This is a genomic window from Microbispora cellulosiformans (assembly GCF_008728085.1).
GTDB classification, from domain to species: Bacteria; Actinomycetota; Actinomycetes; order Streptosporangiales; family Streptosporangiaceae; genus Microbispora; species Microbispora amethystogenes.
Genome location: NZ_VYTZ01000003.1, coordinates 529,211 through 555,397, shown reverse-complemented (window position 1 = coordinate 555,397; position 26,187 = coordinate 529,211). Strand labels below are relative to the sequence as shown.

The 26,187-nt window shown below is 73.7% G+C and carries 27 protein-coding genes; 13 read left to right on the top strand and 14 right to left on the bottom strand.

Features of this window, described 5'->3' with window-relative positions:
* Nucleotides 1-74 precede the first annotated feature (74 nt).
* The 4 genes from F5972_RS10535 to F5972_RS10520 all read right to left on the bottom strand — a co-directional run bounded on the left by F5972_RS10535 (nucleotide 75) and on the right by F5972_RS10520 (nucleotide 6,436).
* Entirely contained in the window at nucleotides 75-2,891 is a 2,817-nt protein-coding gene (locus tag F5972_RS10535; protein WP_150933226.1) for an ATP-binding protein, read from the bottom strand.
* A gap of 162 nt (nucleotides 2,892-3,053) precedes the next feature.
* A complete protein-coding gene (locus F5972_RS10530; protein ID WP_150933224.1) occupies nucleotides 3,054-3,791 on the bottom strand; it encodes a lysophospholipid acyltransferase family protein in 738 nt (245 codons plus the stop codon).
* 102 nt (nucleotides 3,792-3,893) lie between these two features.
* A complete protein-coding gene (locus F5972_RS10525; protein ID WP_150933222.1) occupies nucleotides 3,894-5,666 on the bottom strand; it encodes a thiamine pyrophosphate-binding protein in 1,773 nt (590 codons plus the stop codon).
* Nucleotides 5,663-6,436, bottom strand: coding sequence for a cyclase family protein (locus F5972_RS10520; protein WP_150933219.1), 774 nt, complete (start codon nucleotides 6,434-6,436; stop codon nucleotides 5,663-5,665). Before F5972_RS10520 ends, F5972_RS10525 begins: the two co-directional genes overlap by 4 nt.
* A gap of 192 nt (nucleotides 6,437-6,628) precedes the next feature.
* Between F5972_RS10520 and dhaK the strand changes: the two genes are divergently transcribed.
* From dhaK to dhaM, 3 genes are all read left to right on the top strand, one after another.
* Nucleotides 6,629-7,621, top strand: coding sequence for a dihydroxyacetone kinase subunit DhaK (dhaK, locus tag F5972_RS10515; protein ID WP_150933217.1), 993 nt, complete (start codon nucleotides 6,629-6,631; stop codon nucleotides 7,619-7,621).
* Between the two features lie 160 nt (nucleotides 7,622-7,781).
* On the top strand, nucleotides 7,782-8,411 hold the full coding sequence (gene dhaL, locus F5972_RS10510) for a dihydroxyacetone kinase subunit DhaL (RefSeq protein WP_150933216.1): 630 nt from the start codon (nucleotides 7,782-7,784) through the stop codon (nucleotides 8,409-8,411).
* Nucleotides 8,412-8,460: 49 nt separating this feature from the next.
* Nucleotides 8,461-8,835 (top strand): dihydroxyacetone kinase phosphoryl donor subunit DhaM, encoded by a 375-nt coding sequence (gene dhaM, locus F5972_RS10505; protein ID WP_150933214.1) that lies wholly within the window; start codon nucleotides 8,461-8,463, stop codon nucleotides 8,833-8,835.
* Nucleotides 8,836-8,937: 102 nt separating this feature from the next.
* On the opposite strand, the gene F5972_RS10500 is transcribed toward dhaM, so the two are convergent.
* Nucleotides 8,938-9,453 carry a MarR family winged helix-turn-helix transcriptional regulator gene (locus F5972_RS10500; RefSeq protein ID WP_150933213.1) on the bottom strand — a complete coding sequence of 172 codons (516 nt, stop codon included), beginning with the start codon at nucleotides 9,451-9,453 and terminating at the stop codon, nucleotides 8,938-8,940.
* Nucleotides 9,454-9,520: 67 nt separating this feature from the next.
* On the opposite strand from F5972_RS10500, the gene F5972_RS37110 reads away from it, so the two are divergent.
* The gene (locus F5972_RS37110) at nucleotides 9,521-9,973 is read left to right on the top strand and encodes an HGxxPAAW family protein (RefSeq protein ID WP_191910049.1); all 453 of its coding nucleotides are present in this window, start codon (nucleotides 9,521-9,523) and stop codon (nucleotides 9,971-9,973) included.
* Nucleotides 9,974-10,116: 143 nt separating this feature from the next.
* Nucleotides 10,117-10,839 (top strand): VOC family protein, encoded by a 723-nt coding sequence (locus tag F5972_RS10490; RefSeq protein ID WP_150933211.1) that lies wholly within the window; start codon nucleotides 10,117-10,119, stop codon nucleotides 10,837-10,839.
* 10 nt (nucleotides 10,840-10,849) lie between these two features.
* On the opposite strand, the gene F5972_RS10485 is transcribed toward F5972_RS10490, so the two are convergent.
* Both F5972_RS10485 and F5972_RS10480 read right to left on the bottom strand, forming a co-directional pair.
* Complete coding sequence (locus F5972_RS10485; protein WP_150933209.1) at nucleotides 10,850-11,104, bottom strand: Smr/MutS family protein; 255 nt, start codon at nucleotides 11,102-11,104, stop codon at nucleotides 10,850-10,852.
* A gap of 80 nt (nucleotides 11,105-11,184) precedes the next feature.
* The gene (locus F5972_RS10480; RefSeq protein ID WP_117409046.1) at nucleotides 11,185-11,613 is read right to left on the bottom strand and encodes a CBS domain-containing protein; all 429 of its coding nucleotides are present in this window, start codon (nucleotides 11,611-11,613) and stop codon (nucleotides 11,185-11,187) included.
* A 163-nt stretch (nucleotides 11,614-11,776) separates the two neighbouring features.
* Between F5972_RS10480 and F5972_RS10475 the strand changes: the two genes are divergently transcribed.
* The gene (locus tag F5972_RS10475; RefSeq protein WP_150933208.1) at nucleotides 11,777-13,171 is read left to right on the top strand and encodes an aminopeptidase P family protein; all 1,395 of its coding nucleotides are present in this window, start codon (nucleotides 11,777-11,779) and stop codon (nucleotides 13,169-13,171) included.
* A 138-nt stretch (nucleotides 13,172-13,309) separates the two neighbouring features.
* Nucleotides 13,310-13,957 (top strand): 4'-phosphopantetheinyl transferase family protein, encoded by a 648-nt coding sequence (locus F5972_RS10470; protein WP_150933206.1) that lies wholly within the window; start codon nucleotides 13,310-13,312, stop codon nucleotides 13,955-13,957.
* On the opposite strand, the gene F5972_RS10465 is transcribed toward F5972_RS10470, so the two are convergent.
* The gene (locus tag F5972_RS10465; protein ID WP_150933204.1) at nucleotides 13,937-14,878 is read right to left on the bottom strand and encodes a cation diffusion facilitator family transporter; all 942 of its coding nucleotides are present in this window, start codon (nucleotides 14,876-14,878) and stop codon (nucleotides 13,937-13,939) included. The two genes, F5972_RS10470 and F5972_RS10465, sit on opposite strands and share 21 nt — an antisense overlap.
* Nucleotides 14,879-14,917: 39 nt before the next feature.
* Here F5972_RS10465 and F5972_RS10460 point away from each other — a divergent pair, with 39 nt between their 5' ends.
* From F5972_RS10460 to F5972_RS10450, 3 genes are all read left to right on the top strand, one after another.
* Complete coding sequence (locus F5972_RS10460) at nucleotides 14,918-15,394, top strand: MarR family winged helix-turn-helix transcriptional regulator (RefSeq protein ID WP_225311323.1); 477 nt, start codon at nucleotides 14,918-14,920, stop codon at nucleotides 15,392-15,394.
* Between the two features lie 116 nt (nucleotides 15,395-15,510).
* Complete coding sequence (locus F5972_RS10455) at nucleotides 15,511-16,158, top strand: LppX_LprAFG lipoprotein (RefSeq protein WP_150933201.1); 648 nt, start codon at nucleotides 15,511-15,513, stop codon at nucleotides 16,156-16,158.
* An 11-nt stretch (nucleotides 16,159-16,169) separates the two neighbouring features.
* Complete coding sequence (locus F5972_RS10450; protein ID WP_150933394.1) at nucleotides 16,170-17,654, top strand: MFS transporter; 1,485 nt, start codon at nucleotides 16,170-16,172, stop codon at nucleotides 17,652-17,654.
* A 21-nt stretch (nucleotides 17,655-17,675) separates the two neighbouring features.
* Here F5972_RS10450 and F5972_RS10445 read toward each other — a convergent pair whose 3' ends face one another.
* Nucleotides 17,676-18,146, bottom strand: a complete 471-nt coding sequence (locus F5972_RS10445; protein WP_191910048.1) for a MarR family winged helix-turn-helix transcriptional regulator — start codon at nucleotides 18,144-18,146, stop codon at nucleotides 17,676-17,678.
* Between the two features lie 61 nt (nucleotides 18,147-18,207).
* Between F5972_RS10445 and F5972_RS10440 the strand changes: the two genes are divergently transcribed.
* The 3 genes from F5972_RS10440 (at nucleotide 18,208) to F5972_RS10430 (ending at nucleotide 21,247) form a co-directional block, all read left to right on the top strand.
* Entirely contained in the window at nucleotides 18,208-18,624 is a 417-nt protein-coding gene (locus F5972_RS10440; RefSeq protein WP_150933200.1) for a cupin domain-containing protein, read from the top strand.
* A 176-nt stretch (nucleotides 18,625-18,800) separates the two neighbouring features.
* Nucleotides 18,801-19,253, top strand: coding sequence for a DUF6220 domain-containing protein (locus F5972_RS10435; RefSeq protein ID WP_150933199.1), 453 nt, complete (start codon nucleotides 18,801-18,803; stop codon nucleotides 19,251-19,253).
* Complete coding sequence (locus F5972_RS10430) at nucleotides 19,250-21,247, top strand: multicopper oxidase family protein (RefSeq protein WP_150933198.1); 1,998 nt, start codon at nucleotides 19,250-19,252, stop codon at nucleotides 21,245-21,247. The genes F5972_RS10435 and F5972_RS10430 overlap by 4 nt, the downstream gene beginning before the upstream one ends.
* A gap of 37 nt (nucleotides 21,248-21,284) precedes the next feature.
* On the opposite strand, the gene F5972_RS10425 is transcribed toward F5972_RS10430, so the two are convergent.
* The 5 genes from F5972_RS10425 to cmk all read right to left on the bottom strand — a co-directional run bounded on the left by F5972_RS10425 (nucleotide 21,285) and on the right by cmk (nucleotide 26,150).
* The gene (locus F5972_RS10425; RefSeq protein ID WP_150933197.1) at nucleotides 21,285-21,932 is read right to left on the bottom strand and encodes a response regulator; all 648 of its coding nucleotides are present in this window, start codon (nucleotides 21,930-21,932) and stop codon (nucleotides 21,285-21,287) included.
* Nucleotides 21,923-23,170, bottom strand: a complete 1,248-nt coding sequence (locus tag F5972_RS10420) for a sensor histidine kinase (RefSeq protein ID WP_150933196.1) — start codon at nucleotides 23,168-23,170, stop codon at nucleotides 21,923-21,925. Before F5972_RS10420 ends, F5972_RS10425 begins: the two co-directional genes overlap by 10 nt.
* A gap of 71 nt (nucleotides 23,171-23,241) precedes the next feature.
* The gene (locus F5972_RS10415) at nucleotides 23,242-23,946 is read right to left on the bottom strand and encodes an alpha/beta fold hydrolase (RefSeq protein WP_150933195.1); all 705 of its coding nucleotides are present in this window, start codon (nucleotides 23,944-23,946) and stop codon (nucleotides 23,242-23,244) included.
* A gap of 101 nt (nucleotides 23,947-24,047) precedes the next feature.
* Entirely contained in the window at nucleotides 24,048-25,466 is a 1,419-nt protein-coding gene (gene der / locus F5972_RS10410; RefSeq protein WP_225311322.1) for a ribosome biogenesis GTPase Der, read from the bottom strand.
* Nucleotides 25,467-25,481: 15 nt separating this feature from the next.
* The gene (gene cmk / locus F5972_RS10405; RefSeq protein WP_404803047.1) at nucleotides 25,482-26,150 is read right to left on the bottom strand and encodes a (d)CMP kinase; all 669 of its coding nucleotides are present in this window, start codon (nucleotides 26,148-26,150) and stop codon (nucleotides 25,482-25,484) included.
* Nucleotides 26,151-26,187 lie beyond the last annotated feature (37 nt).

The window sequence follows — 26,187 nt, the reverse complement described above, 5'->3', positions numbered from 1 at the left end:
CGACGGCCATGAGGACCCCCGGGACCGGCCCCACCGGTCCCGGGGGTCCTCGCGTTCCGCCGTGGGGATCGTGGTCAGGCGGGCGGCGCGATCTGGGTCCGCGAGCGTACGCCGAGCTTGCGCAGCACGGTGGCGACGTGGGTCTCCACGGTGCGCGTCGACAGGAACAGCACATCGGCGATCTCCCGGTTGGTCCGGCCGAGCGCGACGAGCCGGGCCACCTCCTTCTCCCGCTGCGACAGCCCACCGGCCTTCCTGCCCCGCCCGCCCGGCAGCCGGACCTCCACGCCGATCTCGCGCAGCAGCCGGCGGCAGCGGGCGGCGTCGTGCGTCGCGCCGAGGCGGGCGTACCGCTCGGCCGTCTCCCTGAGGGCGGGCGTCGCGGCGCCGTCCCCCAGGGCGAGCCGGGCCCGCGCCTCGCCCTCCGCCGCCCGCGCCGCGGCGTACGGCTGGGGCAGGACCGCGTACGCCCGTCGGGCGCGGGCGAACAGCCCGGCGGCGTCGGCGTGCCGGCCCTCCGCCGACGCGAGCGCGGCCAGCGCGGCGTCGAGCGCGGCGTGCGCGGCGGGGGCGACCCGGCCCGCGACGCCGCCGGCGTAGTCGGTCGCCAGGTCGTGCGCCGCCCGCATCCGCCCGGCCGCGGCGAACGCGGTCACGGCGGACGGGACGAGGGTCGCGCCCCACACCCAGACGCCCTTGCGGCGCAGCCGGGTGACGGCCCGCTCGGCCTCCGTGGCCGCGACGTCCGCCCTGCCGCGGGCGAGGTGCAGGTCGACGAGGCCCCCGGCGGCGGCCGCCACGACCGGGGCGTGCCGCGACTCCGGCGCGTCCAGTCCCGCGTTGTGGAGGTGCCTGAGGGCCTCCTCCCACTCGCCGGTCGCCAGGGCGAGCAGGCCGAGCACCAGCCAGAGGTCCACCGCGATCAGAGGAGTCTCGGTGGCCAGCTCCCCCAGCGACGCCGCCCGGTCGCGGAGCCCGTCCCAGCGGCCGGTGAGCCACTCCCTGCGGATCGTCGAGGCCTCGACGAGATAGGCGGGATACTGCGCGCCGGTCTCCAGCGCGAGCCGGCGGCCCTCCCGGGCGAACCGCTCGGCCGCCCCGTAGAGCCCCAGGGTGGTCGCCGAGTCGTGCAGGTTGCAGAACGCCCGGGCGGCCTCCCGCCGCACCTCCGTGACGGGGTCGGCGACCGGAAGCCGGGCGGCGACGGCGAAGGCGTCGGCGGAGCCGATCGTCATCTCGAAGGAGGCCCGGTTGGCCAGCACCGCCGCCGCGAGCTCGGGGTTGTCGGCGGCGGCGACGAGCGCCTCGGCGCGGGCCATCCATCCCGCGTGCTCCGACACCGGCTCGTCGCCCCACTCCGGCATCGCCATGCTGGCCCAGCCGCGCGCCGCCAGCGTCGGGCGGTCGCTCAGCTCGGCGAGGGCGGCCATCATCTCCGGTCGTCCGGCGGCGACGTCGCCGGCCTGGTTGGACAGCACCAGGCCGAGGTTCAGGCGCACCTCGCCGCGCACGTCCCCGGACAGGAACTCGCCGCGCAGCAGGTGACGCAGCAGCCGTACCACCCGCTGGTGCGACAGGCCGGTCGCGGCGAGCCGGCTCAGCATGAGGGCGAGCGGGCCACGGGCCGGGGCGGGCAGCCCGGGATCGTCGAGCATCCCCTCGATGACCTCCACGGCCAGGGCGGTGTCGCCGAGCGCGGCGGCCTGCCGGGCGGCGGCCGTGCCGTGGCCGATCCAGGCCGCGGTGTCCCCGGCGTGCCGGGCGTGGAACGCGAGCTGCACCAGCGGCGGCGACTCCATCGCCCCGAGCGCGGTCATCGCCCGGTCGTGCGCCGACCTGCGGTCCGGTCCGGGAACGGCGTCGTAGACGGCCTGCTGGGCGAGCGCGTGGCGGAAGCCGTACCGGCCGCCGGGGTGCTCGTGCAGCACCCCGGCACGCAGCGCCTCGCCGAGCCCGGCGGAGTCGCCGCTCACCGCCGCGATCAGGTTCTCGTCCGCAGGGAGCCCCAGCACCGCCGCCGCCTGCACCGCGCCCACCGCCGCCGGGGACAGGCAGGCCATCTGCTCGGCCATGGCCTCGCGCAGCAGCAGCGGCACACCGGCACGTTCCAGGGCGTCGGGCTCCTCGACGCCGGGCATCGAACGGACCATCTCCTCCACCACGAACGGGATGCCGGCCGTGCGCTCGTGCAGCCGCGCGACGAACCCGGCCGGCAGGTCGGAGCGCTCCAGCAGCGCGCCGGCCAGGCTGCCCACGCCGGACGCGTCCAGCGGGGCCAGGCGGACGACCCGGTGCGTGGTGTCCGGCTGGTGCCGGTAGGCGAGGCCGAGCGGCGGCCCGGGCGGGCCGCCCTCCTCGCGCCTGCGGGTGACCACGACCGCGAGGCCCTCGGGCGGCTGGCCGCCGAGGAACCGCAGCAGGTCGCGGGTGCCGTCGTCGGCCCAGTGCAGGTCCTCGATGACCAGCACGGCCGGGCCGACGGCCGTCAGCAGTGCGCGTATCCCCCGGAACACCCGGTGCCGTTCGGCGCGGGGATCGTTCAGCGGCTGCGGCGACGGCGGCAGCGCGCCGGCCAGTTCGGGCAGATGCCCGCGCAGCGCCCCGGTGACCGGGTTGAGCCGGTGCGGCGCCGGGAGCCGTCCCCTGATGTCCCGCAGCGCCTCGAAGACCGGCCCGTACGGGAAGGGCTCGCGAATCTGGTGGCAGTAGCCGAGCAGGACGGCGCGGTCGCCACGCGGGAGCCGGTCCAGCGCGGCGCGGACGAGCCGGGTCTTGCCGATGCCCGCCTCGCCCTCCACCAGGACGACCGCGGGCGGGCGGGTCATCGCGTCGATCAGGGTCGTCAGCTCGGGTGCGCGCCCGACGAGCGGGGACGAGGGCACGATGCTCATGCACGGCTCCAAGGTGACGATTGCGAGGCCCCCGAGCCAGTTATCCTCGCCCCCTGACCAACGGTCAAGACTTGTACGTAACAGCCTTGTTGCGGAAGCGGTCATATCTCGCGCCCCGGTGTCACACCGGCTCTCGGCGACGGCGAGCCTCTCCTGTGGGGGCTACTTCCGCCGGGAGCGGTCGGCGGCGTCGAGCGCGGCGGCCTCCTCGGGGGTGGGGGCGGTGCCGCCGAGATGGACCGGCTGCCACCACACGCCCTCCGGCCGGTCGGGATAGGTCCGCTGGGCCTCGTCGAGCAGGTCCGCCAGCCGCCGCCGCAGGTCCGCGGTGAGCCCGGCGATGTCGGCGCCGGCGTCCGGGTGCATGGGCTCGCCGACCAGAATCGTGATCGGGACGTGCCGCTGCAGCAGCCGGCGGGGCCGGCCCTTGGTCCACAGCCGCTGGCCGCCCCACAGGGCGACCGGGATCACCGGCACACCGGCCTCGGCCGCCATCCGGACCGGGCCGCTCTTTATCTCCTTGAGCGTGAACGACCTGCTGATCGTCGCCTCGGCGAAGTTCCCGACGATCTCACCGTCCTTCAGGGCGCGTACGGCGGCGTCGTAGGCGCCCGCGCCGGCCGACCGGTCCACCGGGATGTGGTGCATGCCGCGCATGAGGGGGCCCGACACGGGATGCTCGAAGACCTCCTTCTTCGCCATGAACCGGACCAGCCGCCCGGCGGGGTGGGCCGCGAAGCCGGCGAAGACGAAGTCGAGGTAGCTGACGTGGTTGCTCACCAGGACCGCGCCGCCGCTGCGCGGGATCCTCTCCGTACCCTCCATGTGGAACCTGATGTCGAGCAGCCTGAAGGCGGTCAGGGCGGTCCGCAGAACCGGCGGGTACACGATCTCAGCCATGCCTGAAACCGTAACCTACCCGCGCGTAACTTCCGTGGCCGCCCGTTCCCCCCGAGCGTGTCCCGGGAGCGCGTCGCGCACCCGTTCCGCGAGGTCGTCCCCTCAGTGGCCGCGGAACGCCTCCTCCAGCCACCACGCGGGCGTGTCGGCGGTGACCTTCGCGTGGACGACGAGCGGCTTGTCGCGCGGGCCCTTCAACCAGGCGGCGACTCCGGCCAGGTCCTCCTCCGTCCGCACGGTCACCGCCTCGCACCCGAAGCCACGGCCGATGGCGGCGATGTCCACGGGCGGGAAGGTGACGGCGCCGAGCGGGAGCCCGTGCGGGGCGAAGTGGTGCACCTCCGCGCCGTACTCCTCGTCGTCGTAGACCACGACCATCATCGGCAGGCCGAGCCGGACGACCGTCTCCAGTTCGGCGATGCCCATCAGGGCACCGCCGTCGCCCAGCGCGGCGACCGTCACGCGGTCGGGCCGGGCGAGGGCCGCCCCGATCGCGGTGGCGAGGCCCAGCCCGATCGACTGGAACGCCTGGGTGAAGCAGAACGCGCTGCCGTCGGGCACGGTGAGGAACATCGAGGGATAGCCCATGAAGTTGCCGGAGTCGACGGCCACCAGGCGCTCCTCCGGGAGCAGGTCGTCGAGCCCGATCGTCAGCGTGCGGGGGTCGATGCGGCCCCCGGCGCTGGTGTCCTCGTACGGGACGTCGCGCCAGCGCCCCTCGCGGGCGATCCGTGCGGCGATCTCGGGGGTGCGGTAGCCGGGCGCGGGCTCGCTCCGCCCCCCGGGCCCGGCGAGCAGGGCGGTGACCGCACGCGCGGTCTCGCGGACGTCGCCGACGACCCCGAGGTCCACCTCGCGGTGGACGCCGAGGGCGTCGGGATCGAGGTCCACCTGGACGACCGCGGCCTCCGGCCCGATGAGCGTGCCGTGCCGGGTGGTCCACATGGTGAACGAGCACCCCCACCCGACGACCAGATCGGCGTCGCGGATCAGTTCGTTCGCGAGCGGGGTGGCGAACCCGCCGCTGACGTCGATGTTCCAGGGGCTGCCGTGGAAGTGGCCCTTGGCGACCGCCGAGGTGGCGAACAACGCGCCGACCTGCTCGCCGAGCGCCTCCAGTTCGCGCCGGGCGCCCCTCGCGCCCCGCCCGGCCACGAAGACCGGGCGCTTCGCCCCGGCCAGCAGCCGCGCGAACCGGGTGAGCGCGTCGGACGGCTCCGCCGCCAGCCCCTCCGGCTCCCCTTCCTCCGCCGACGTTTCCGCGGCTGGCTCCAGGGGCGGCTCCAGCGGGAACGTGAGCCCCCAGGGCGCGGGGACGCGGCTCGCCACGCCGCGGTGCGCGCCGCCCCGGCCCGCCACCAGTTCGCGTACGGACTCGGCGGCCTCCTCGGGAAGCTCCTCGGCCTGCACGTCCAGCGGCAGGTTGAGCACCACGGTGCGCCGTCCGAGCAGGGCGGCGAGGAAGGCCATCACGGTGTCGTCGAGGACCGTCTCGGCCGACCCGATGCGGGCGCAGTGCGCGCCCACGGCCTCGGCGAGCGCGGCCTGGTCGATCCGGAAGTTGGAGGTGGGCGAGGTCACCTCCGGGGCGAGCACCAGCAGCGGCGTCCGGCTCTTGGCGGCCTCGGTGACGCCGGTCAGCGCGTTGGTCAGGCCGGGCCCCTGGTGGACCGACACGACCGTGACCGTGCCGCTCATCCGCGCGTAGGCGTCGGCCATCGTGGCGGCGCCGCACTCGTGCCGCGCCGCGACGTAGCGCACGCCGTGCTCGGCGAGTGCGTTGGTGACGTGGAAGTTGCCGCTGCCGACGACGCCGAAAGCCGCCCTCACGCCCAGGGAGGCGAGGATCGCGCCGACGGCCTCCGCGACGTTCACCGCTCCACCAGCGCCAGCACGCGGACCGGGCTGCCCGAGCCGCCGACGATCGGCAGCGGGCCCGCGATCACCACCGCGCCCGTCGGCGGCAGCCGGTCGAGGTTGCGCAGCTGGGTCAGGCCGTACTTGCCCGCGCCGAGCAGATACGAGTGGCAGGGGAACGCGGGGTCGAACGAATGCGCGGCGCCCGCGTCGGTGCCCACGGTCTCCACGCCGATGCCCGCGATCGGAGTCTCCTCGGCGAGGAACCGGGCGCAGTCGGCCGACATGCCGGGCGTGTGCGGGCCCGTCTCGTCGGCGTTGAGGAACTCCCCCTGGTCGTGGGCGCGCACGTCCCAGCCGGTGCGGTAGAGCAGCCAGCCGCCGTCGGGCAGCGGGCCGTGCTCGGACTCCCACGCCTTGACGTGGTCGATCTCCAGCAGGAAGTCGGGGTCGTCCGCCGACTGCGCGCTGAAGTCCAGCACGACCGCGGGGGCGATCAGCCGGGCGGGGGCGATCTGCGACACGTCCTCGCCGTCGCGCCCGGTCACCCAGTGGACCGGCGCGTCGAAGTGCGTGCCGGTGTGCTCGCCGGTCGTGAAGTTGTTCCAGTACCAGGCCGGGCCGCGCTCGTCGTACCGGCTGATCTCCTGGAGCGTGAACGGCACCGTCTGGCCGAACGGTTCCGGCAGGGCGAGGATCGGTGTCCGCTCGCTCAACGGCGCGGTGAGGTCGAGGACGTCGATCCCCCCTCCCCGGATGCCGTCCAGCAGATCCCGCAACACCGACATTCCGCCTCCCAACTGTCAGGACACCCCCTGCTGATCCTCCTATACCGTCCCCCCCGGACGCCATATGACTCTCTTTACACAAGTGGAGCCGTACGGACGCGGGCCCCTTGACGCGGCCGGTCCGGCCGGACGAAGGTCGGGAACGGGCCGGCCGGGCCCGCGACTTCACGAGCAAGCACGAGGGAGACGTCTGTGAAGAAGCTGATCAACAGCGCCGGATCGCTCGTCTCCGACGCGCTGCGGGGCATGGCCGCCGCCCACCCCTCGCTCCGCGTGGACCGGGAGAACGCCGTCGTCTTCCGCGCGGCGGGTCCCCGTCCCGGCAAGGTCGGGCTGGTCTCCGGCGGCGGCTCCGGGCACGAGCCCCTGCACGCCGGGTTCGTCGGGCACGGCATGCTCGACGCGGCCTGCCCCGGGGAGGTCTTCACCTCGCCCGTGCCCGACCAGCTCGTCGAGGCCACCAAGGGCGTGGACGGCGGCGCGGGCGTGCTGCACATCGTGAAGAACTACACCGGCGACGTGCTGAACTTCGAGATGGCCGCCGAGCTCAGCGGCGACGAGGGCGTCGAGGTCGCCACCGTGCTGGTGAACGACGACGTGGCCGTGCGCGACTCCCTCTACACGGCGGGCCGCCGGGGCACCGGGGCCACGCTGTTCGTGGAGAAGATCGCCGGCGCGCTGGCGGAGACCGGCGCGCCCCTCGCCGAGGTGGCGCGGGTGGCCCGGGAGGTCAACGAGCGGAGCCGGTCCTTCGGCGTCGCACTGACGCCCTGCACCGTCCCTGCGGCGGGCAAGCCCACCTTCGAGCTCGGCGAGACGGAGATCGAGCTCGGCATCGGCATCCACGGCGAGCCCGGCCGCAGCCGCGCCGCGATGGGCGAGGCCCGCGAGATCGCCCGCATCGCGGTGGACGCGATCGGCGACGACCTGCCGCCGTCCGGCGACACGCTGGTGATGGTCAACGGCATGGGCGGGACGCCGCTCATCGAGCTGTACGTCGTCTTCGCCGAGGTGGAGGCGTACCTTCGGGAGAAGGGCGCGACGGTCGTGCGCAGCCTGGTCGGCAACTACGTGACCAGCCTCGACATGCAGGGGTTCATGGTGACGACCTGCGCGCTGACCGGCGAGCTCACCCGGCTGTGGGACGCGCCGGTGGAGACGCCCGCGCTGCGCTGGGGCCGCTGACCACCCTCCGGCCGGGGACGTGTGCGCCCCGGAGCCGCTTTGGAACGCGTCCTGGCGACCAGCCGTGATCCGCTGGAAGATCCCCCCGGGATCCGTCCCTGAACCCGTCCCGAGATCCGCCCTGAAGATCCGCTCTGAGATCCGCCCTGGGAGCCGCTTCGTGAACACCGAGTTCTTCGCCGCCTGGATCGAGGAGGTCACCGCCGCCGTACGGGCCGGGCGCGACCACCTCACCGAACTGGACGCCGCGATCGGCGACGCCGACCACGGGACGAACCTCGACCGCGGGTTCACCGCCGTCGGCGAGGCGCTGGCCGCCGCCCCGCCGCGGACCCCCGGCGCGCTCCTCGTGCTGGTGGGAACCACGCTGATCCGCAAGGTGGGCGGCGCCTCCGGCCCCCTCTACGGCACCGCCTTCCGGGAGATGGGCAAGGCGTTCGGCGAGGCTCCCGAGATCTCGCCGGCCGAGCTGAGCACGGGCGTGGACGCGGCCCTGGCCGGCGTACGGCGCCTCGGCTCGGCGGCGGAGGGCGACAAGACGATGGTCGACGCCCTCGCTCCCGCCGCCGCGGCGCTGTCCCGTGCCGTACGGGACGGGTTGAAGCCGGAGGAGGCCCTGGAGGCGGCGGCCACGGCGGCGGCGGAGGGGGCCAGGGCCACGGTGCCGCTCCAGGCACGCAAGGGCAGGGCGAGCTACCTGGGACCCCGCAGCGTCGGGCACGAGGACCCCGGCGCGGCCTCGACCGCTCTCGTCTTCGGCGCGCTCAGGGCCGCCGCCTCCCGAGGGTGAGCGCCCCGCGCCCGGCTCAGGTGTTCACGACGGACCACAGGAGTGACGAATGGTCGGCATCGTACTGATCTCGCACAGCGGCGGCCTGGCCGCGGAGGTGGTCGCGCTGGCCAGGCAGATCGGCGGGGCGAAGGTGCCGCTGGCGGCGGCCGGAGGCACCGAGGACGGCGGTCTCGGCACCAGCCCCGACCGGGTGAGCGCGGCGGTCGAGGAGGTGGACCAGGGGGACGGTGTCGTGCTGATCCCCGACCTGGGCAGCTCGGTGCTGACCGCCCGGCTGCTGGAGAGCCCCGGCCGGGTGGTGATCGCCGATGTGCCGTTCGTGGAGGGCGCCGTCTCCGCGGTCGTGGCCGCGGGCGGCGGAGCGTCTCTCGACGGCGTGCTGGCCGCCGCCGAGGAGGCCTGGCACGTCCGCAAGCTCTGAGCCCCCGGCCCCGGCCGCCCTCAGCGGCCGGCTGACCGCCGCTCTCCCCGACGGTGCGGCGGCGGCGCTCCGGGAGGTCGTGGGCCTCGCCGGTCTCCGGCCTCATCGGCTCCTTGTGCGCCGGGCGCGCGGCACGCCGGCGTGCTCGTCACGCCGGATCTCCTCCAGGTACGTCCGCATGAGGCCGCCCGCGCGGGTGAACCAGTCGGACAGCACGGCGATCTCGCCGGGCGTGTAGCCGGCGAACAGCTCGTTCAGCCGCCGGTAGAAGGGCTCGTAGACGGCCGTCACCGTGGCGACGGCGGCCGGGTCGGCGACGACCCGCACCCGCCGCCGGTCCGCCGGGTCCGCCTCCCGGCGCGCGTACCCGGCCCGTTCGAGGCGGTTCAGCACCCCGGTCACCGCGCCCGTGGTGAGACCGGCCTGGCGAGCGAGCGCACCCGCGCTGATCGGGTCGTCCCCCGCCGCCATGACGAAGCCGAGGCAGGTCAGGTCGGTGACGTTCAGCCCGAGCCGCTGGGCGATGTCCTGCTGCCCGACCAGGCTGAGCGCGATCAGCTGGTCCATGCCGGCCAGGGCCTGCGCGGGCGACGCCTCCGGACGCGGCTTGCCGTCCATGCCCAATCTCCTTAGCATCTAAGATGTTTAGTTGGTGAGATAACTCTTCCCCATACTAAGGAGAGCCATGAGCGGCCTGCACGACGACGTCGATCTCGGGCACACGATCGCGGGCTGGACCGGCTGCGTCGTCGTGCTGGCCGGCTGCGCGACGGTGGGTGCGGCGATGTGCGCGGCCTCGCCGCCCGGCGTCCGGCTCGGACTCGCCGTGATCGTCCTGGGCGGCCTGGTCACCTGGGCGCTGCACCTCGCGGGCTGGGGCAAGCCCAGCGGCCCCCGGCCTCCGGAGCAGTGGGACTGGCGGGTGAAGGACCCGATGACTGGCCACGACCGCTGCCTCGCCTGCCGTCTCGCGGGCCGCCCGAGCGCCCCAGTCATCAGCTCAGCGACCAGTTCAATGGACGGAACGCGCCCCCGGCGACACCACCGGCAGCGTCCGGCCCTGCCGGGAGCGGAACGGCGGACAGCCCTCACTTCCACTCCAGGCGACCGATCGCGACACGTCCAACCTCAATCTTGAGCGTGCGGGCATCGCATCCCCGCCCGCGCCGGCGCTTTTATTCCGTGGCGGGCCCCGGGCGCCCGGGGTTATCGTCCTTCGCGGGCGCGTCGGACGTGCCCCGTCCGCGGCCGTGAACCACCAGACCGGAGGTGAGGAGCGGGATGACCTGCGACCTCCACGCGCTCTGCTTCGACGCCCACGACCCGGTCCGTCTCGCGCGCTTCTGGGCCGGAGTCCTGGGCTGGGAGACGACCGGCGACCCCCGGGACGGGGTCGCGCTCCTGCCGGACGACGACACCGGATTCCGGCTTCGGTTCCTTCCGACAAGGGAGCAGAAGTCGGGCCAGAACCCGGTGCATTTCGATCTGAAGAGCACGTCCCCGGAGGAGCAGCGGGAGACGGTGGCGCGGGCGCTCGAGCTGGGCGCCCGGCACATCGACGTCGGCCAACGCCCGGAGGAGGGCCATGTCGTGCTCGCGGACCCGGAGGGCAACGAGTTCTGCGTGAGCGAGGCGGGCAACCGGTTCCTCGCCGAATGCGGCTTCATCGGTGCGCTCGCCTGCGACGGTTCGCAGAAGGTCGGATACTTCTGGAGCGAGGCGCTGGGCTGGCCGCTGGTCTGGGACCAGGACGAGGAGACCGCGATCCGCTCCCCGCTCGGCGGACCGAAGATCACCTGGGGTGGTCCGCCGCTGATGCCGAAGACCGGGAAGGACCGGCTCCACTTCGACCTCGTTCCGTCTCCCGGCGGCGACCAGCAGGCGGAGGTCGACCGTCTCGTCTCCCTGGGGGCGACGCGCGTCGACATCGGTCAGGGTGAGGTCGGCTGGGTCGTCATGGCCGATCCCGACGGCCACGAGTTCTGCGTCCTGCCCACGCGATAGCGCGTGACGGTCACTTCCACTGGAAGTAGACGAACAGGCGGCCGTGGTTCTTGGCGTCCTTGTCGATCCGGTGGTAGAGCGCCTTGATCTCCTTCTTCTCCAGGAAGCGCAGCACCTTCTTCTTGAGCTGGCCGGATCCCTTGCCGGGGATGATCTCCACCTGGGTCGCCTTCTTGCGTACGGCCTCCTGGATGATGCCGTGCAGCGCCCGGTCGATCTCGCTGCCCTTGTTGTAGATGTCGTGGAGATCCAGCTTCAGCTTCACACGAGCCAGTCTAGATCGGCGCCCGCGCGAAGGCACGGGGCGAGACGGCCGAGGGCTGCCCCGCCCCGTGGAGGGCGCCGTCAGCCGTTGATGTAGCCGACCAGGGCCTCCCGCTCGCTCTCCAGTTCCTGGATCGAGGTCTTGACGACGTCGCCGATGCTGACGATGCCCGCCAGGCGGCCGTCCCTGACCACGGGCACGTGCCGGATCCGGTGGTTGGTCATCGTGCGGCGCAGGTCGTCCACGTTGGCGTCCGGGCCGCAGGTGCGCACCTCCGAAGTCATGATCGACGAGACGGGCCGGCCGAGCAGCGCGGCCCCGTGCTCGTGCAGCCGCCGGACGACGTCGCGTTCCGACACGATGCCGTCGATGGACAGGCCATCCTCCGACACCACCACCGCACCGATGTTCAGCTCCGCCAGCCGGGCGAGAAGCTCTGACACCGTGGCGTGCGGTGGAACGGTCGCCACGCCTGTTCCCTTACTCTGCAAGATCGTCCCGATGAGCATCGACACCGCCTTCCAGGGGCACTCGGGGGCCCCGCCCCCTGTCTCCCGCGCCGGCCGCCCGGCACGGCACATCCTGTTTCCCCAGGCAACAGCGGCCGTCCTCCCTCGTCAAGGGCCTACACCCCTACGATGGCCAAATATCGCCGCCACCTGGAGATGATCGATGACCGGCAGGCAGCTCAACACGGGGAGTCACGATCTCCCGATCCCGGCGGCGCTGGACGAGTTCATGCGGGGCGGCTGGGCCGCCGCCGCGGAGACCGCGCCGGCGCCACTGCCCGTCGCCGCGTACGCGGCCAAGCGGCGGGCCCGGCTCGCCGAGCGACTGCCCGGCGAGCGGCTGGTCATCCCCTCGGGCACCCTGCTCGCGCGCAGCAACGACGACGACCACCGGTTCCGGGCGCACAGCGCGTTCACGTACCTGACGGGAGCCCAGCAGCCCGACCAGGTCCTGGTCGTCGAGCCGTCCGGCGAGGCGCGGCTCTTCCTGCGTCCCCGCCCGTCCCGCGCCGGGTCGCAGGAGTTCTACCGCGACCGGCGGTACGGCGAGTTCTGGGTGGGCCGCCGGCCGGGCCTCGCCGAGACCGAGGCGGCGTACCAGATCGAGTGCGCGCCCATCGACGACCTGCCGGCGGCGCTGCGCGGCCCGGCCCGGGTGCTGCGCGGGGTCGACGCCTCGGTCGACGCGCTGGTCTCCCCCGCCCACGGCGACGGCGAACTCGCCGCGGTCCTGGCGGAGTTGCGGCTGGTCAAGGACGAGTGGGAGATCGCGGAGTTGCAGCAGGCGGTGGACGCGACCGTGCGCGGCTTCGAGGATGTCGTGCGCGCGCTGCCCGCGGCCGTCGCGCATCCGCGCGGCGAGCGGTACGTCGAGGGCGTCTTCGGGCTGCGCTCGCGACTGGAGGGCAACGCGGTGGGCTACCAGTCGATCGTCGCCTCCGGGGCGCACGCCTGCGTGCTGCACTGGATCCGCAACGACGGACGGCTCGACCCCGCCGAGATGCTCCTGCTCGACGCCGGGGTCGAGGGCGACAACCTCTACACGGCCGACGTCACCCGCACGCTGCCGCTGTCGGGCCGGTTCGGCCCGGTGCAGCGGCAGGTGTACGACCTGGTGTACGAGGCGCAGACGGCGGCCATCGCCGTGCTGCGCCCGGGGGCGCGCTTCCGCGACTTCCACGAGACCGCGATGCGGGTCATCTCCGACGGCCTGGTCGAATGGGGGCTGCTGACGCGGGCGCAGGCCGGCGCGGGGCTGCACCGGCGCTACACCCTGTGCAGCAGCGGCCACATGCTCGGCCTCGACGTGCACGACTGCGCGCGGGCGCGGGCGGAGACCTACCTCGACGGCGTGCTGGAGGAGGGCCAGGTGCTGACCGTCGAGCCGGGGCTCTATCTCCAGCCCGACGACCTGACGCTGCCGCCGGAACTGCGCGGGATCGGCGTCCGCATCGAGGACGACCTGGTGATCACTGCCGACGGCGCCCGGCTGATGTCGGCCGCGCTGCCGCGCCGCGCGGACGAGATCGAGGAGTGGGTGTCCGCGCTCGCCGGGTGAGGCCGAGGGTGCGGACGGCCCCCGGGCGGGCCCGGTGCGCGCGGGCGAGGCCCGGCGCGAGAGACGCTGAGCGCTTCGGCCGCCCGGAGGAGCACACCAGTTCACTTGATCGTCACATCGCTGTCCTACAGTGACGGTGTGCGCCCTCCACTGGCCGTGGCCGGCCACACCGACGACGTGCTCGAACTCGTCGGCGGCACCCTGACCCCGGCCGAGCGCGAACGCGCCGAACGCTTCACCCGCAGCGGGGACCGCCGCGACTTCGTCGCCGCCCACCTGCTCGTACGGCACTGCGCCGCCGAACTGCTCGGCACCCGGGCCTGCATGCTGACCGTGGTGCAGCGCTGCGAGGAGTGCGGGCAGGCGCACGGGCGGCCCTGGCTGGCCGAGGCCCCCGAAGTGTCGATCAGCCTCGCGCACACCTCGGGATACGTCTGCGCGGTCGCCGGGTACGGCCGGGTCGGCGTGGACGCCGAGCACGTCACGGGCGGCCCCGCCGACGAGAACCTCGTGGCGCTCGCGCTGACCCCCGAGGAGGCGAAGCTGGTGGGCGACGACAACCGCGGCCTCATCCGTCAGTGGGTGCGCAAGGAGGCCCTGGTCAAGCGGGGTGAGCTGACGCTCGGCCGGTTGCGCGAAGCGGACCTGTCGGCCCTGCCGCTGGTTGACGGGCTGACGGTGCCGCTGGAGTGGCAGGGCCGTCACTTCCTCGAATGGACGGCCGGCACCGTGATCGCCTCGGCCGTCACCGACGAGCCCGCCAAGCTACACCTCCTCGGCGGCTGACCGGCCGGGAGTGGGGTCGAGGAACACCTGCTTGATCTCCGGGAACCGCTCGGTGAGCCGTCGCTCCACCTGGTCGGCGGCGATCTCCAGCCGCTCCCCCGTCGTCTCGTCCACGAAGTCGATCTTCGCCGCGACCAGGATCTGGCCGGGGCCCATCAGGACGGCGGCGAGCTCGACGACCCCCTCGACCTCCGGCTGCTCGGCCAGCACGGCCTTGATCTTCTCCTGCAGCGAGGCCGAGGGCGCCTGCCCGATCAGCAGCGAGGCGTTGGTCCTGATCAGGGTCAGCGCCACCCAGAGCAGCAGCAGCCCGATGACGATCGACGCGGCGCCGTCCCACACGGCCGATCCGGTGAGCTGTGACAGCACCAGGCCGACGGCCGCCACCGCGATGCCGATCAGGGCGGCCGCGTCCTCCAGCACGACCGCCTTGAGCATGGTGTCGGAGGTGCGCTCCAGCAGCCGGCCCGGGCTCACCCGCCAGCGCCGGGCCTCGGCCCGCAACTGGCGCAGGGCCCGCAGGAGGGAGATCGACTCGATCGCGAACGACACCGCGAGAACGATGTAGGACACGCGGATGTCGCCGAGGTCCTCTCCCCTGGTGATGGTCTGCCAGCCGTGCGTGAGCGAGAAGCCGGCCCCCACGACCAGCGTGAAGCAGGCCGCCACGATCGCCCAGAGATAGGCGGCACGCCCGTGCCCGAGGGGATGACGGGCGTCGGCGGGCCGCTCGCCGTGCCGGATCGCGGCGAACAGCACGACCTCGGTGGCGGTGTCGGCGGCCGAGTGGGCGGCCTCCGACAGCATCGCCGAGGAGGAGCTGATCAGGCCGGCCACGAGCTTGGCCAGTGCGATCGCGAGATTGGCCAAGCCCGCTACCACCACGGTGCCCAGGCTCTCGCCGTTCTCGCCGTCAGGCATACCCGCTCCATCCGTTCACTTGATCTTATGCTGGTCGATATGGACGACCACCGCTGGCTGACCCCGCACGAGCAACGCGCCTGGCGGGCCCACCTGGCTGCGCACCGACTTCTCTTCCTTCAACTCGACCGAGAGCTCCAAGGGAGCGGCCTTTCGCTGAACGACTACGAGATCCTGGTCAACCTCTCCGAGAGCCCCGGCCGCCGCATGCGGATGAGCGAGCTCGCCGACGCGACCATCCAGTCGCGCAGCCGCCTGTCCCACCAGATCTCCCGGATGGAGGCGGCCGGGCTGGTCACCCGTGAAGAGTGCGAGGACGACCGGCGGGGCACCTTCGCCGTCCTGACCGACCAGGGGTGGGAGATGATACGGCGGGTGGCGCCGGACCACGTGGACAGCGTCCGCCGGCACTTCATCGACCTGATGACGCCCGAACAGGTCTCCGCGCTGGAACGGATCTATGCGCCCGTCATCGACCATCTTCAGGGGGTCCGCGGCGTCCGGCGGAACGACTAGTGATGGCGACGGGGTGTCGGGGGAACCGCACCGATCCCGAGTTCCCCTGACAAGGTGCGTCAAACCGATTCTCCCGGGAACGCGTGCCACCCCCGCCCGCTCGCTACGATCCGGCTGTGCGAACAATCCTCGGGCTGGTCGTGGCCGGCCTCCTGCTCGTGACCGCCTGCGACGCGAAGAGCGAGACGGCCCTGCCGGACGGTCCCGCCCTGATGAAGCGGTCGGCCGAGGCGATGCGGGCGGTCAAGACGGTCGCCTTCACGATCGAGACCAAGGACAAGCCCGCCGTGCCCGTACGGCACGCCGAGGGCAGCCTCACCAAGGAGGGTGACGCCAAGGGCACCGTGCAGATCGAGATGCTGGGCCTGCAGGAGATCGACTTCGTGCTCGTCGGCGACACGGTCTACTTCAAGGGCCCGACCGGCGGCTACCAGACGATGACCCGGCAGCAGCTCGCGGCGATCTACGACCCCTCCGCCGTGCTGACCGGCGTGCCCGGCCTGCTGTCGGCCGCCCAGGACGTGCGGACGCAGGCGGAGGAGAAGGTCGGCGACGCCGCCGCCTACCGCCTGACCGCCACCCTGCCGCAGGACGCCCTGGCCGCGCTGGTGCCCGGCGTCCAGCAGAAGGTCGCGGGCACCCTCTGGATCGACAAGGCCACCAGTCGCCTGCTCAAGATCGACCTGCCGCTCGGCGGCGGCTCGGCCGCCGTCACCCTCGCGGACTACGACGCCCCCGTGACCGTCGCCCCGCCCACGCCGTGACCGGCCCACCCGTGCGGCGCCGGCGCCTGGCGCTGGCCGTCGGCGGCGCCGCCGTGCTGCTCGCCGCGCTCGACGCGTACGTCGTCGTGACCATCCTGGTGGACGTCGCCGCCGACGTCGGTGTGCCGCTCAACCACCTGGAGAGGGCGACCCCGGTCGTGACCGGGTTCCTGCTCGGATACGTCGCGGCGATGCCGCTGCTGGGCCGGCTGTCCGACCGGTACGGCAGGCGGACGCTGATCCACGGGTGCCTGGCCGGGTTCGCCGCGGGCTCCCTCCTCACCGCCCTGGCGGCGAGCATCCCGGTGCTGGTCGCGGGCCGTACGCTCCAGGGGGTCGCGGGCGGCGCGCTGCTGCCGATCACGATGGCCCTCATCGGCGATCTGTGGGACGAACGCGCCCGCCCGGTGGCGCTCGGCGCGGTGGGCGCGGCGCAGGAACTCGGCAGCGTGCTCGGCCCCCTGTACGGCGCGGGCCTGGCCGCCCTCGCCGGATGGCGCGGCGTCTTCTGGGTCAACCTCCCGCTCACGCTGATCGCCGCCGTCGCCGTGCAGGCGGCGGTGCCCGGCGGGCGGGAGCCGTACGCCACGGGTCAGCCGCGGGCGGGTGCTTCCCGGCTGGACCTGGGCGGCGGGGCGCTGCTGGCGCTGGCGCTCGGACTGCTGGTGGCCGGGCTCTACAACCCCTCCCCCGGCGCGACGGTGCTGCCGCCGTGGGGGTTGCCGTGCGTGGTCGCCGGAGCGGTGGCGGCCGTGCTGTTCGTGGTGTGGGAGATCCGCTCGCCGGTCCGCCTGCTCGACCTGACGGGCGTGCCCCGCGGGCCGCTGTTCGCCACCCTCGCGGTGAGCCTGCTCGCCGGGGCGGCGCTGCTGGTCACGCTGGTCGACGTGCAGCTCGTCGCGCAGACGCTGCTCGGCCGCGACGCGGTGGGAGGCGCCCTGGTGCTCACCCGGTTCCTCGCCGCGCTGGCGGTGGCGGCGTTCCTCGGCGGATTCCTGGTGCGGCGGTTCGGCGAGCGGCCGGTGGCCGTGGCGGGCATGGCCCTGGCCGCTGCGGGCTACTGGATGATCTCCCGCTGGCCGCTCGACCTTGCCTCGGCCGGGGTGCGCATGGACGTCGACCTCGTGGTGACCGGCATCGGGCTCGGCGTGGTGATCGCCCCCGTCTCCTCCGCGGCGCTGCGCGTGGTCCCGGCGGCGCGGCACGGCGTCGTGTCGGCGGCGGTCGTGGTGGCCAGGATGATGGGCATGCTGCTGGGCGTCGCCGCGCTCTCGGCGTGGGGCTTCCACCGGTTCCAGTCGCTCACCGCGCATCTCGACACGCCGCTGCCGTTCGGCGTGGACGCGGGCGAGTACGCCCGCAGGCTCGCCGCCTACACCGCGAAGGTCCAGGCGGCGCTGCACACGGAGTACACCGAGATCTTCCTGATCACCTGCGGGCTGTGCCTGCTGGGGGCGGTCACCGCCCTGGCCCTCCCCCGGCGTTCCGCGGGCTGAGCCCGGCGCCCCGGGCCCGGGTCAGGAGGCGCCGAACCAGCCGGGCACGTCGAGGCGGAAGACGTCCGCGGGCGTCACCCTGCGCAGGTCGGCTTCCAGTTCCCTGAGCCGTTCCGGGCCGATGACCTCGGCCCAGCGGGCCCGCAGGTCGTCGAAGATGCGGGCCGAGCGGGTCAGCAGGTCGACGCCCGCCGGCGTGAGCCGCACGATCTTGCGGCGGGTGTCGCGGGCGTCGCGGGCGCGCTCCACATAGCCCAGGCGCTCCAGCGTGTCGATGGTCTTGCCCGCCGCCTGCTTGCTGACGCCCAGCGTGCGGCCGAGGTCCACGGCGGTCGTGCCCTCGACGCCGATCGCCTGCAGGACGAATCCGTGCATGGGCCGGGAGTGCGGGTGCCCCTGACGGGCCAGCTCCGCGTGCAGATCATCGATGAGCACGCGAAACCCCAGGAAGAGCCGCAGCGGCAGCTCGAATCCGGGTGGGTCGATTGACACGATAGACAACCTGGTTCACTATTAAGGACAACAACGTTGTCTATTCTAGGAGACACCACCGATGTCTGTCATCCACTCCGCCGACAGCCGCGTGAGCACCACGCCGAACGGCGTCATGACCACCCTCGCCTCCCCGACGCAGGGCGGGGCGGCGCACGCCGTGTGGCGTGTGGACATGCCCGCGGGCAACAGCGGGCCCCTGCACTCCTGCGACCGCGAGCAGGTCTGGACCTTCCTGTCCGGCGGCGCGACCGTCGACCTCGACGGCGAGACCTACGGCGTCGGGGCCGGGGACACGATCGTCCTGCCGGCCGACCTCAGCCGCAGGATGCACAGCGACGCGGAGTCCGGCTTCAGCGCGATCGCCGTCGCCCCGGCGGGCGCCGAGGTCTACATTCCCGGCGGGGTCACCGCCGAGGACGCCTGTGACCTCGCGCCCAAGGGCACCGACCGGATCGTCCCGCCCTGGATGCGCTGACCACCCGCCCCGTCTCACCGCGCCTCGCCTCGCCTCGCGTAACTTCCCGGCGGGGCGGGACGGGTGTCCCGGGCGCCCGGGACACCCGCGGGTCCACCATGGCCCCGTACCTTTCCGGCGCTCGCCGCCCCGCAGAACCCCCGGGGCTCCGCCCGTACCTCACAGGAGGCCCCACAATGCGCAAGGTGTTCTTCGGTTTCGCCGTCGTGCAACTCGTCGCCGTGCTCGCCCAGTTCTACCTCGCCACGTTCGGCGCGTTCGAGAGGCCGACTCCGGCGCCGGGCGACCCGGGCGCGGCCATCGGCTACCACGCCATGAACGGCACGATGGTCATCCCGCTCGTCTCGCTGCTGACCGCGATCGTGGCCCTCGCCGCCCGCGCGGGCGGCCGGACGGCGGGCCTGGCGATCCTTCCGTTCGTGCTGGTGGCGGTGCAGCTGTTCGTCATCTTCCCGCTGGCCGAGATGGCCGGGGCGTCGGAGACCGGCACGACGACCGCCGGCCTGTTCGTCCTGGGCTTCCACGCCCTCGACGGCGTGGCGATCCTCGCCGCCGCCGTCGTCCTCGTGCGGCGGGCCCACGCCCTCACGAAGAGCACCGCCGCGGTCCCGGCGCACGCCGCGGCGTGACCACCGCTCGGCTGATCGCTCTCGATCAGATCCTCTTCGTCCTGGTCGCGGCCGCCTGGGCCGCGACCGCCGGGATCGCCCTGACCGGCCTGCGGCAGCCCGCCGCGGCCGGGCGGCGGACCCTCCTGATCGCCGCGGCGTCGTGCGCCGCGGCGATCGTCATGACCGCACTGCGGGTCGCCGTCACCGCCGGCCTGGCCGGAGCGGGCTGGTGGTTCGTGGCCGAGAAGGTCACCCTCGCGCTGCCCCTGGTCGTCGTGCCCGCGCTCGTCTCGGCCGCCGTCAGCCTGCCCCGCCTGCTGCGCGGCACGGCGACCGGCTCCACAGGCGGCTCCACGGCCGGCTCGGCCCGCGTCGTCGCGTTCCCTCTGCTGGTCACGGCGTACGGCGCGGTGGCCGGGATCGCCTGCGGGGTCGTGATCTCCTATCCGGTCACCACCGGAGGGGCGGCGGCGGTGCTCGCGCTGTTCGCCGCGGCGTCCGCCGTGACGTGGCGGCTGCTCGGCCCGGCCCGCTCTCCCCGGCACGCCTGGCAGGCCGCGGGAACCTGCGTGCTCGCCCTCGCGCTCGCCCTCACGATCGGCGGCGGGTGGCCGAGCGGCCACCTCCACACGGGGCACGACACGGGCGGGCGCGGCGTCTCCGTCGACCTGCTGCGCGGCCCCGCCCCCGCCTCCGCGGGCGGCCCGGCCGGGGCCAGGGAGCGGATCCGCCGCTTCACGCTCACCGCCCAGCCCGCCACCGTACGGCTGCCGTCCGGCGGCGGCGCCGAGGCGTGGTCGTTCAACGGGCAGGTGCCGGGGCCGGTGCTGCGGGTGCGGCAGGGCGACCTGGTCGAGGTCGTCCTGCGCAACCGGCTGCCGGTGCAAGGAGGCAGCGGCCAGGAAAACACCGGGCAGCCGAACCCTGGGCAGCCGAACACCGGGCAGGGCGTCACGATCCACTGGCACGGGTACGACGTGCCGGCCGCCGAGGACGGCGTGCCGGGCGTGACCCAGGACGCCGTCTGGCCCGGCCAGACCCACGTCTACCGGTTCCGCGCCGAGGACGCCGGCACGTACTGGTACCACAGCCACCAGAACTCCAGCGTCGCCGTGCCGCGCGGGCTGTTCGGCCTGCTGGTCGTCGACCCGGCGACCCCCGTGCCGGAGAGCGAGGACCACGTGCTCGCGCTGCACACCTTCGGCTCGCGCCCGACGCTCTCGGTGGACGGCGCCGCGCCGTCCGACCTGCTCACCCGCCTCGCGCTGCCGCCCGGCGCCCGTACGCGGCTGCGGGTGGTGAACACCGACACCCAGCCCGTGGTCCTCGGCCTGAGCGGCGCGCCATACCGGATCGCGGCGGTGGACGGCGGGGACGTGCCGGGGGCGACGGACCTCGACGGCGCGCGCCTGCACCTCGCGGCGGGCGGGCGCTACGACCTCACCTTCACCGTGCCCTCCGGGCCGGTGCTGCTGACGGCGGGAGACCGGCCCACGTTGCTGGTCAACGGACCGGCGACGCCTCCGCCGGCGGCCGGGCCGGTCGTGGACATCACCCGGTACGGCACGCCCGCCGTCCTGCCCGCCCGGTTCGACCGGGAGACGACCTGGGTGCTGGATAAGACGCTCGCCGTCTCCGGCGGCCTGCCGAGGCTCGCCCAGACGGTGAACGGAAAGGCGTGGCCGAACATCCCCACGCCGGTCGTCCGGCAGGGGGAGACCGTCAGGATCCGGGTGGTGAACCGGGGCACGGACACCCACCCGATGCATCCGCACGGCCATCACGTGCGGATCCTGTCCCGGAACGGCGTGCCGGCGACCGGGCTGCCGATGGACACCTTCGACGTGGCCCCCGGCGAGGTCTGGGAGGTCGCCCTCGTGGCGGACAACCCCGGCGTGTGGATGTCCCACTGTCACGATCTCGCGCATGCCGCGCAGGGCATGGAGTTCCATCTCGCGTACGAGGGGGTCAGCACGCCGTACGACATGGCGAACGGCAACCACCCGGCCTGAACCCCCGCCCGCCTGGGCCCGCCCGGGCGGCGTGCCGTCAGGACCGCAGGTAGGCCAGCACCGCCAGGACGCGGCGGTGCTGGTCGCCGTCCTCGGCGTGCAGGCCGAGCTTGGCGAAGATGCCGCGGATGTGCTTTTCCACCGCGCCCTCGGTGACGACGAGACGGCGGGCGATCGCGGGGTTCGACCTGCCCTCGGCCATCAGCCCGAGGACCTCCCGCTCGCGCGGCGTCAGCGAGGCCAGCGGGTCGTCCCGGCGCCGCCGCACCATCAGCTGGGCGACGACCTGCGGGTCGAAGACCGTCCCCCCGGCGGCGACCCGGCGTAGGCCGTCCATGAACTCCTCGACGTCCACCACCCGGTCCTTCAGCAGGTAGCCGACCGCTCCCCGCGCGTCGGCCAGCAGGTCGTCGGCGTACGACACCTCGACGTACTGCGACAGGATCAGCACGGGCGCGCCCGGCACCTTCTCCCGCGCCTCGACCGCGGCCCGCAGGCCCTCGTCGGTGAACGACGGCGGCATCCGGACGTCCACCACCGAGACGTCGGGCCGGTGGGCGACGACGGCCTCGACCAGCCCCTCCCCCGTTCCGGCCGTCTCGACGACCTCACAGCCGAACTCCTCCAGCAGGCGGACGAGCCCCTCCCTGATGAGGACGGCGTCGTCGGCCACCACTACGCGCACGGAACCTCCGCCGTGATCGAGGTCGGCCCACCGGCGGGCGAGCGCACCGTCAGCTCGCCGTCGACCGCCCGCAGCCGGTCGGCCAGGCCGGACAGGCCGTGTCCCTTGGCGACGTGAGCGCCGCCGACCCCATCATCACCGATCGTGAGCAGCAGCACGTCCCCGATCCGGGTCAGCCCGACCATGCAGGACGTCGCCCTGCTGTGCTTGGCCACGTTGGTCAGGGCCTCGGCGGTGACGAAGTAGACCGTGTTCTCGATCAGCGCGGGAAACCGCTCGGTCGTCTGGACGTCCAGCTCCACCGGCACCGTGCAGCGACCGGCGAGGGCGGCGAGCGCGGGGGCGAGACCGCGGTCGGCGAGGATCGGCGGGGCGATGCCGCGCGACAGCGCCCGCAGCTCGTCGAGCGTCTCGCGGGTGGCGCCGATGGCCTTGCCGATCGTCTCGTGCGCGGCGGTCGCGTCCCGCTTCAGCTCCCGCTGCGCCCGCGACAGCTCCATGGCCAGGTGGACCAGGCGCTGCTGCGGGCCGTCGTGGATGTCCCGCTCCAGGCGGCGCAGCGCGTCCGCCTCCGCGTGGGCGGCGGCGTTGCGGCCCTCGGTCAGGTCGTCGATGCGCTCCTGCAGCTCCGCGATCCCGGTCAGCAGCGCCCGCCCGAGCGACGCCTGGATCAGCGCGCAGGACCGGACGACCGGGTAGAGCGTGAGCGCGAACAGGGCGCCCATGCCCAGGTAGAAGACGCTGTCCACGACGTAGCCGCGGCCGAGCCCGAGCAGGTCGGGAAGGCTGTGGTTGTCCGGCATGTTCGAGAAGAGCCAGCCGTACAGCGGATAGGTCAGCCCGAAGACCGTCGTGGCCCACCAGGTGACGGTCACGCAGAACGCGGCGACCGCGACCGGGAAGGCCAGCAGGGCGTGCAGCGCGTCGAGCCAGGGCTGGCCCCCGGCGAGCGGTGTGACCGTACGGCGCAGGATGCCCGCGCCCTCCGGCGCGCGCGGATAACGCGGCCGGGGCAGTTCCCGGCCCAGGACCGGCCGCATGCGCAGCCGTTCGACGTCCCCCATCCCCCTGGCCATGAGGAGGGTGAGCGCGAGGATCGGCACGCCCAGCCAGACCACCAGCAGGCCCGCACCGGCGGACAGACCGCCCACCGTGAGGACGAACGTGATCGACGCGAGCGGAAAGCCTATGAGGACGTAGACCGTGTCACCGGTCAGACGGGAGAGAAGTCGGCGCATGCCCCCAACGCTATTGACCCGGACGCCGATGATCGATCCGGCGGGCGGCAGTCCCGGGGGTAGGGCCTGCCCTACCATGCCCCGGCGGCCGGCGGGGTCTCCGCCGGGACGGGCGCGGCGGCGTCGAGCAGGGCCCTGAGCAGGTCCCGCGGCGCGTCCCGCATGAGGTTGTGCCCGCTGTCCAGCGCGTGCACGGTCCACGCGGGGTCCTCGCGCAGCCGCTCGTACATACGCGTGAAGGGAGACCGCACGTCCCGGCCGGCGTACACGTAGACCCGCCGCCGGACGCTCGCGAGACCCCCGGTGAGCCGGAGCGGCTGCAGCAGCGAGGCGACGGGGTGCGGGGTCGCCCGGGGGTCGAAGAACGGCAGAGTCCGTGTGGCGTAGCCGGTCTCCTCCACGTCGGCGTACCACTGCCGCTCCTGCTCGGAGGCGAGGGTCCAGCAGGAGTCGCCGTCCTCCGGCACGAAGGCGTCCAGGTAGGCCAGGGCGGCGACCCGCTCCGGCAGGCGGTCGGCCACCCCGGTGATCACCATGCCGCCGTAGCTGTGCCCGGCCAGCACCGCGTCACGGACGCCCTCGGCCTCCAGCACGCCGGTCACGTCCTGGATGTGGGTGTCCAGGTTCACCCCGCCGTGCAGCAGGTGGGCGCGTTCGCTCACGCCGCTGAGCGTCAGCGGAAGGGCGCGATGGCCGTGGCCGCGCAGGTCCTCGACGAGGTCCTGGAAACACCAGCCGCCGTGACACATGCCGGGGATCAGGACGAAGGTCGCCATGGTCGTGCTCCTCACTGCCGCCTGGGACGTGCCCCGCGACCATCCGGAGATCGGGTGGTCGGAGGCACGCCCAACGGTACGCAGGGGCGCGGCCGGTGGGGTTACTTCTTCTTGCGCTTCTCCCGGATCTTCATCGTGACGTCGATCGGGGAGCCGGCGAAGCCGAACTCCTCGCGGATGCGGCGCTCGATGAAGCGGCGGTAGGTCTCCTCCAGGAACGCCGAGGTGAACAGCACGAACTTCGGCGGCTCGGTCGAGGCCTGGGTGGCGAACAGGATCTTCGGCTGCCTGCCCCCGCGCACCGGCGGCGGCGTGGCCTGCACCAGCTCGGTGAGGAACTGGTTGAGCCGGGCCGTCGGCACCCGCGTGCCCCACGACTCCAGCGCCCGCTCGATGGCCGGGGCCAGCTTCTCGACGTGACGGCCGGTCTTCGCCGAGATGTTCACCCGCAGCGCCCAGGGCGTGCGGACGAGCTGCCGGTCGATCTCCTTCTCCAGGTAGTAACGCCGGTCCTCGTCGACCAGGTCCCACTTGTTGAACGCGACCACCATCGCCCGGCCCGACTCGATGACCAGGCCGATGATCCGCAGGTCCTGCTCGGTCAGCACGTCGGAGGCGTCGATCAGCACGACCGCGACCTCCGCCCGCTCCAGCGCGGCCCGGGTGCGCATCGCCGCGTAGAAGTCCGCGCCCTTGAGCTCGCGGTCGCGCCGCCGGATGCCGGCGGTGTCGATGAAGCGGTACGTCGTGCCGCCCAGCTCGACCAGCTCGTCCACCGGGTCGCGGGTGGTGCCGGCCATCGGGTCGACCAGCACCCGCTCCTCTCCGGCGACCTTGTTGAGCAGCGACGACTTGCCCACGTTGGGCTTGCCGAGCAGCGCGATCCGGCGCGGGCCGCGCCGGTCGCCGAACGTCTGCGGCGGCGTCTCCGGCAGCGCGTCGAGCACCACGTCGAGCAGGTCGCCGCTGGCGCGGCCGTGCAGGGCCGAGACCGGGTACGGCTCGCCCAGGCCGAGCGACCACAGCCCGGTCGCCTCCAGCTCCATCTGCTGGTTGTCGACCTTGTTGGCGGCCAGCACGACCGGCTTGCCCGAGCGGCGCAGGACCGCCCCGACGGTCTCGTCGGAGTCGGTGACCCCGATGCTCGCGTCCACCACGAAAAGGATCACGTCGGCCAGCTCGGCCGCGATCTGCGCCTGCTCCGCGATGCGCAGGGCCATGCCGGTCGCGTCCGGGTCCCAGCCGCCGGTGTCCACCAGCGTGAACCGGCGTCCGCGCCAGGTGGCCTCGTAGGTGACCCGGTCGCGGGTCACCCCGGGCACGTCCTCCACGACCGCCTCACGACGGCCGATGATGCGGTTGACCAGCGTCGACTTGCCGACGTTGGGGCGCCCCACCACGGCGACGACCGGCAGCGGGCCCGCATCGGGCTCCCGCTCCGCCTCCTCGGCGGACAGCTCGGCGAGCTCGGCCTCGATCCAGCCGCCCTCGTCCTCGTCGTACTCCACCGTCACGTCCATACCCTGCCTCATCCGTCAGACCCGCTCCTTGACGATCCGGAGCACCTCGGCGATGACCTCGTCCAGGTCCAGCGGCGTGGTGTCGAGCTCCACCGCGTCCGCGGCCTTCGCCAGCGGGTCGGCCTTGCGCGTCGAGTCGAGGGTGTCGCGGCGGGCCATCGCGGCCCGCTGCGCCTCCACGCTCGTCCCCTCCAGCTCCGCCGTACGGCGGTGCGCGCGGGCCTCGGCGCTCGCGGTGAGGTAGATCTTGACCGGCGCGTCCGGCGCGACCACAGTGCCGATGTCACGTCCCTCGACCACGATCCCGCCGTCAGGCAGGGAACCCGCGATGATCTCACGCTGCAGGTCCACGAGCCGGCGGCGCACCTCGGGCACCGCGCTCACGGCCGACACCGCGCCGGTGACCTCGGCGCCGCGGATCGGCCCGTTCACGTCGAGGCCGTCGACGGCGACACCCGGCGCGTCCGGGTCGATGGTCATCGTCAGCGCGGGCTCGGCCGACCTCGCGGCGATCGCCGCCGGGTCCTCAAGGTCGACGCCCCGCTGGAGCATCCACCACGTGACGGCCCGGTACATGGCGCCCGTGTCGAGGTAGCGCAGGCCGAGGGCCCGCGCGACGCCCCGCGACGCGCTCGACTTGCCCGACCCCGAGGGACCGTCCATCGCGACGACCAGACCCGACACCGGTCTCTCCTTCTCCTTCGGAATCGTCGTCCCCGAG

Bases quoted from the DNA above. Each gene is read 5' to 3' on its own strand.
- F5972_RS10460 (WP_225311323.1), top strand. From the start codon at position 14,918: ATGGACGACCACCGCTGGCTGACCCCGCACGAGCAACGCGCCTGGCGG.
- F5972_RS10465 (WP_150933204.1), bottom strand. From the start codon at position 14,878: ATGCCTGACGGCGAGAACGGCGAGAGCCTGGGCACCGTGGTGGTAGCG.
- F5972_RS10415 (WP_150933195.1), bottom strand. From the start codon at position 23,946: ATGGCGACCTTCGTCCTGATCCCCGGCATGTGTCACGGCGGCTGGTGT.
- F5972_RS10480 (WP_117409046.1), bottom strand. From the start codon at position 11,613: ATGCTCATCGGGACGATCTTGCAGAGTAAGGGAACAGGCGTGGCGACC.
- F5972_RS10440 (WP_150933200.1), top strand. From the start codon at position 18,208: ATGTCTGTCATCCACTCCGCCGACAGCCGCGTGAGCACCACGCCGAAC.
- dhaM (WP_150933214.1), top strand. From the start codon at position 8,461: ATGGTCGGCATCGTACTGATCTCGCACAGCGGCGGCCTGGCCGCGGAG.
- F5972_RS10435 (WP_150933199.1), top strand. From the start codon at position 18,801: ATGCGCAAGGTGTTCTTCGGTTTCGCCGTCGTGCAACTCGTCGCCGTG.
- F5972_RS10500 (WP_150933213.1), bottom strand. From the start codon at position 9,453: ATGGACGGCAAGCCGCGTCCGGAGGCGTCGCCCGCGCAGGCCCTGGCC.
- F5972_RS10420 (WP_150933196.1), bottom strand. From the start codon at position 23,170: ATGCGCCGACTTCTCTCCCGTCTGACCGGTGACACGGTCTACGTCCTC.
- F5972_RS10520 (WP_150933219.1), bottom strand. From the start codon at position 6,436: ATGTCGGTGTTGCGGGATCTGCTGGACGGCATCCGGGGAGGGGGGATC.
- F5972_RS10530 (WP_150933224.1), bottom strand. From the start codon at position 3,791: ATGGCTGAGATCGTGTACCCGCCGGTTCTGCGGACCGCCCTGACCGCC.
- F5972_RS37110 (WP_191910049.1), top strand. From the start codon at position 9,521: ATGAGCGGCCTGCACGACGACGTCGATCTCGGGCACACGATCGCGGGC.
- F5972_RS10535 (WP_150933226.1), bottom strand. From the start codon at position 2,891: ATGAGCATCGTGCCCTCGTCCCCGCTCGTCGGGCGCGCACCCGAGCTG.
- F5972_RS10475 (WP_150933208.1), top strand. From the start codon at position 11,777: ATGACCGGCAGGCAGCTCAACACGGGGAGTCACGATCTCCCGATCCCG.
- F5972_RS10490 (WP_150933211.1), top strand. From the start codon at position 10,117: ATGACCTGCGACCTCCACGCGCTCTGCTTCGACGCCCACGACCCGGTC.
- der (WP_225311322.1), bottom strand. From the start codon at position 25,466: ATGGACGTGACGGTGGAGTACGACGAGGACGAGGGCGGCTGGATCGAG.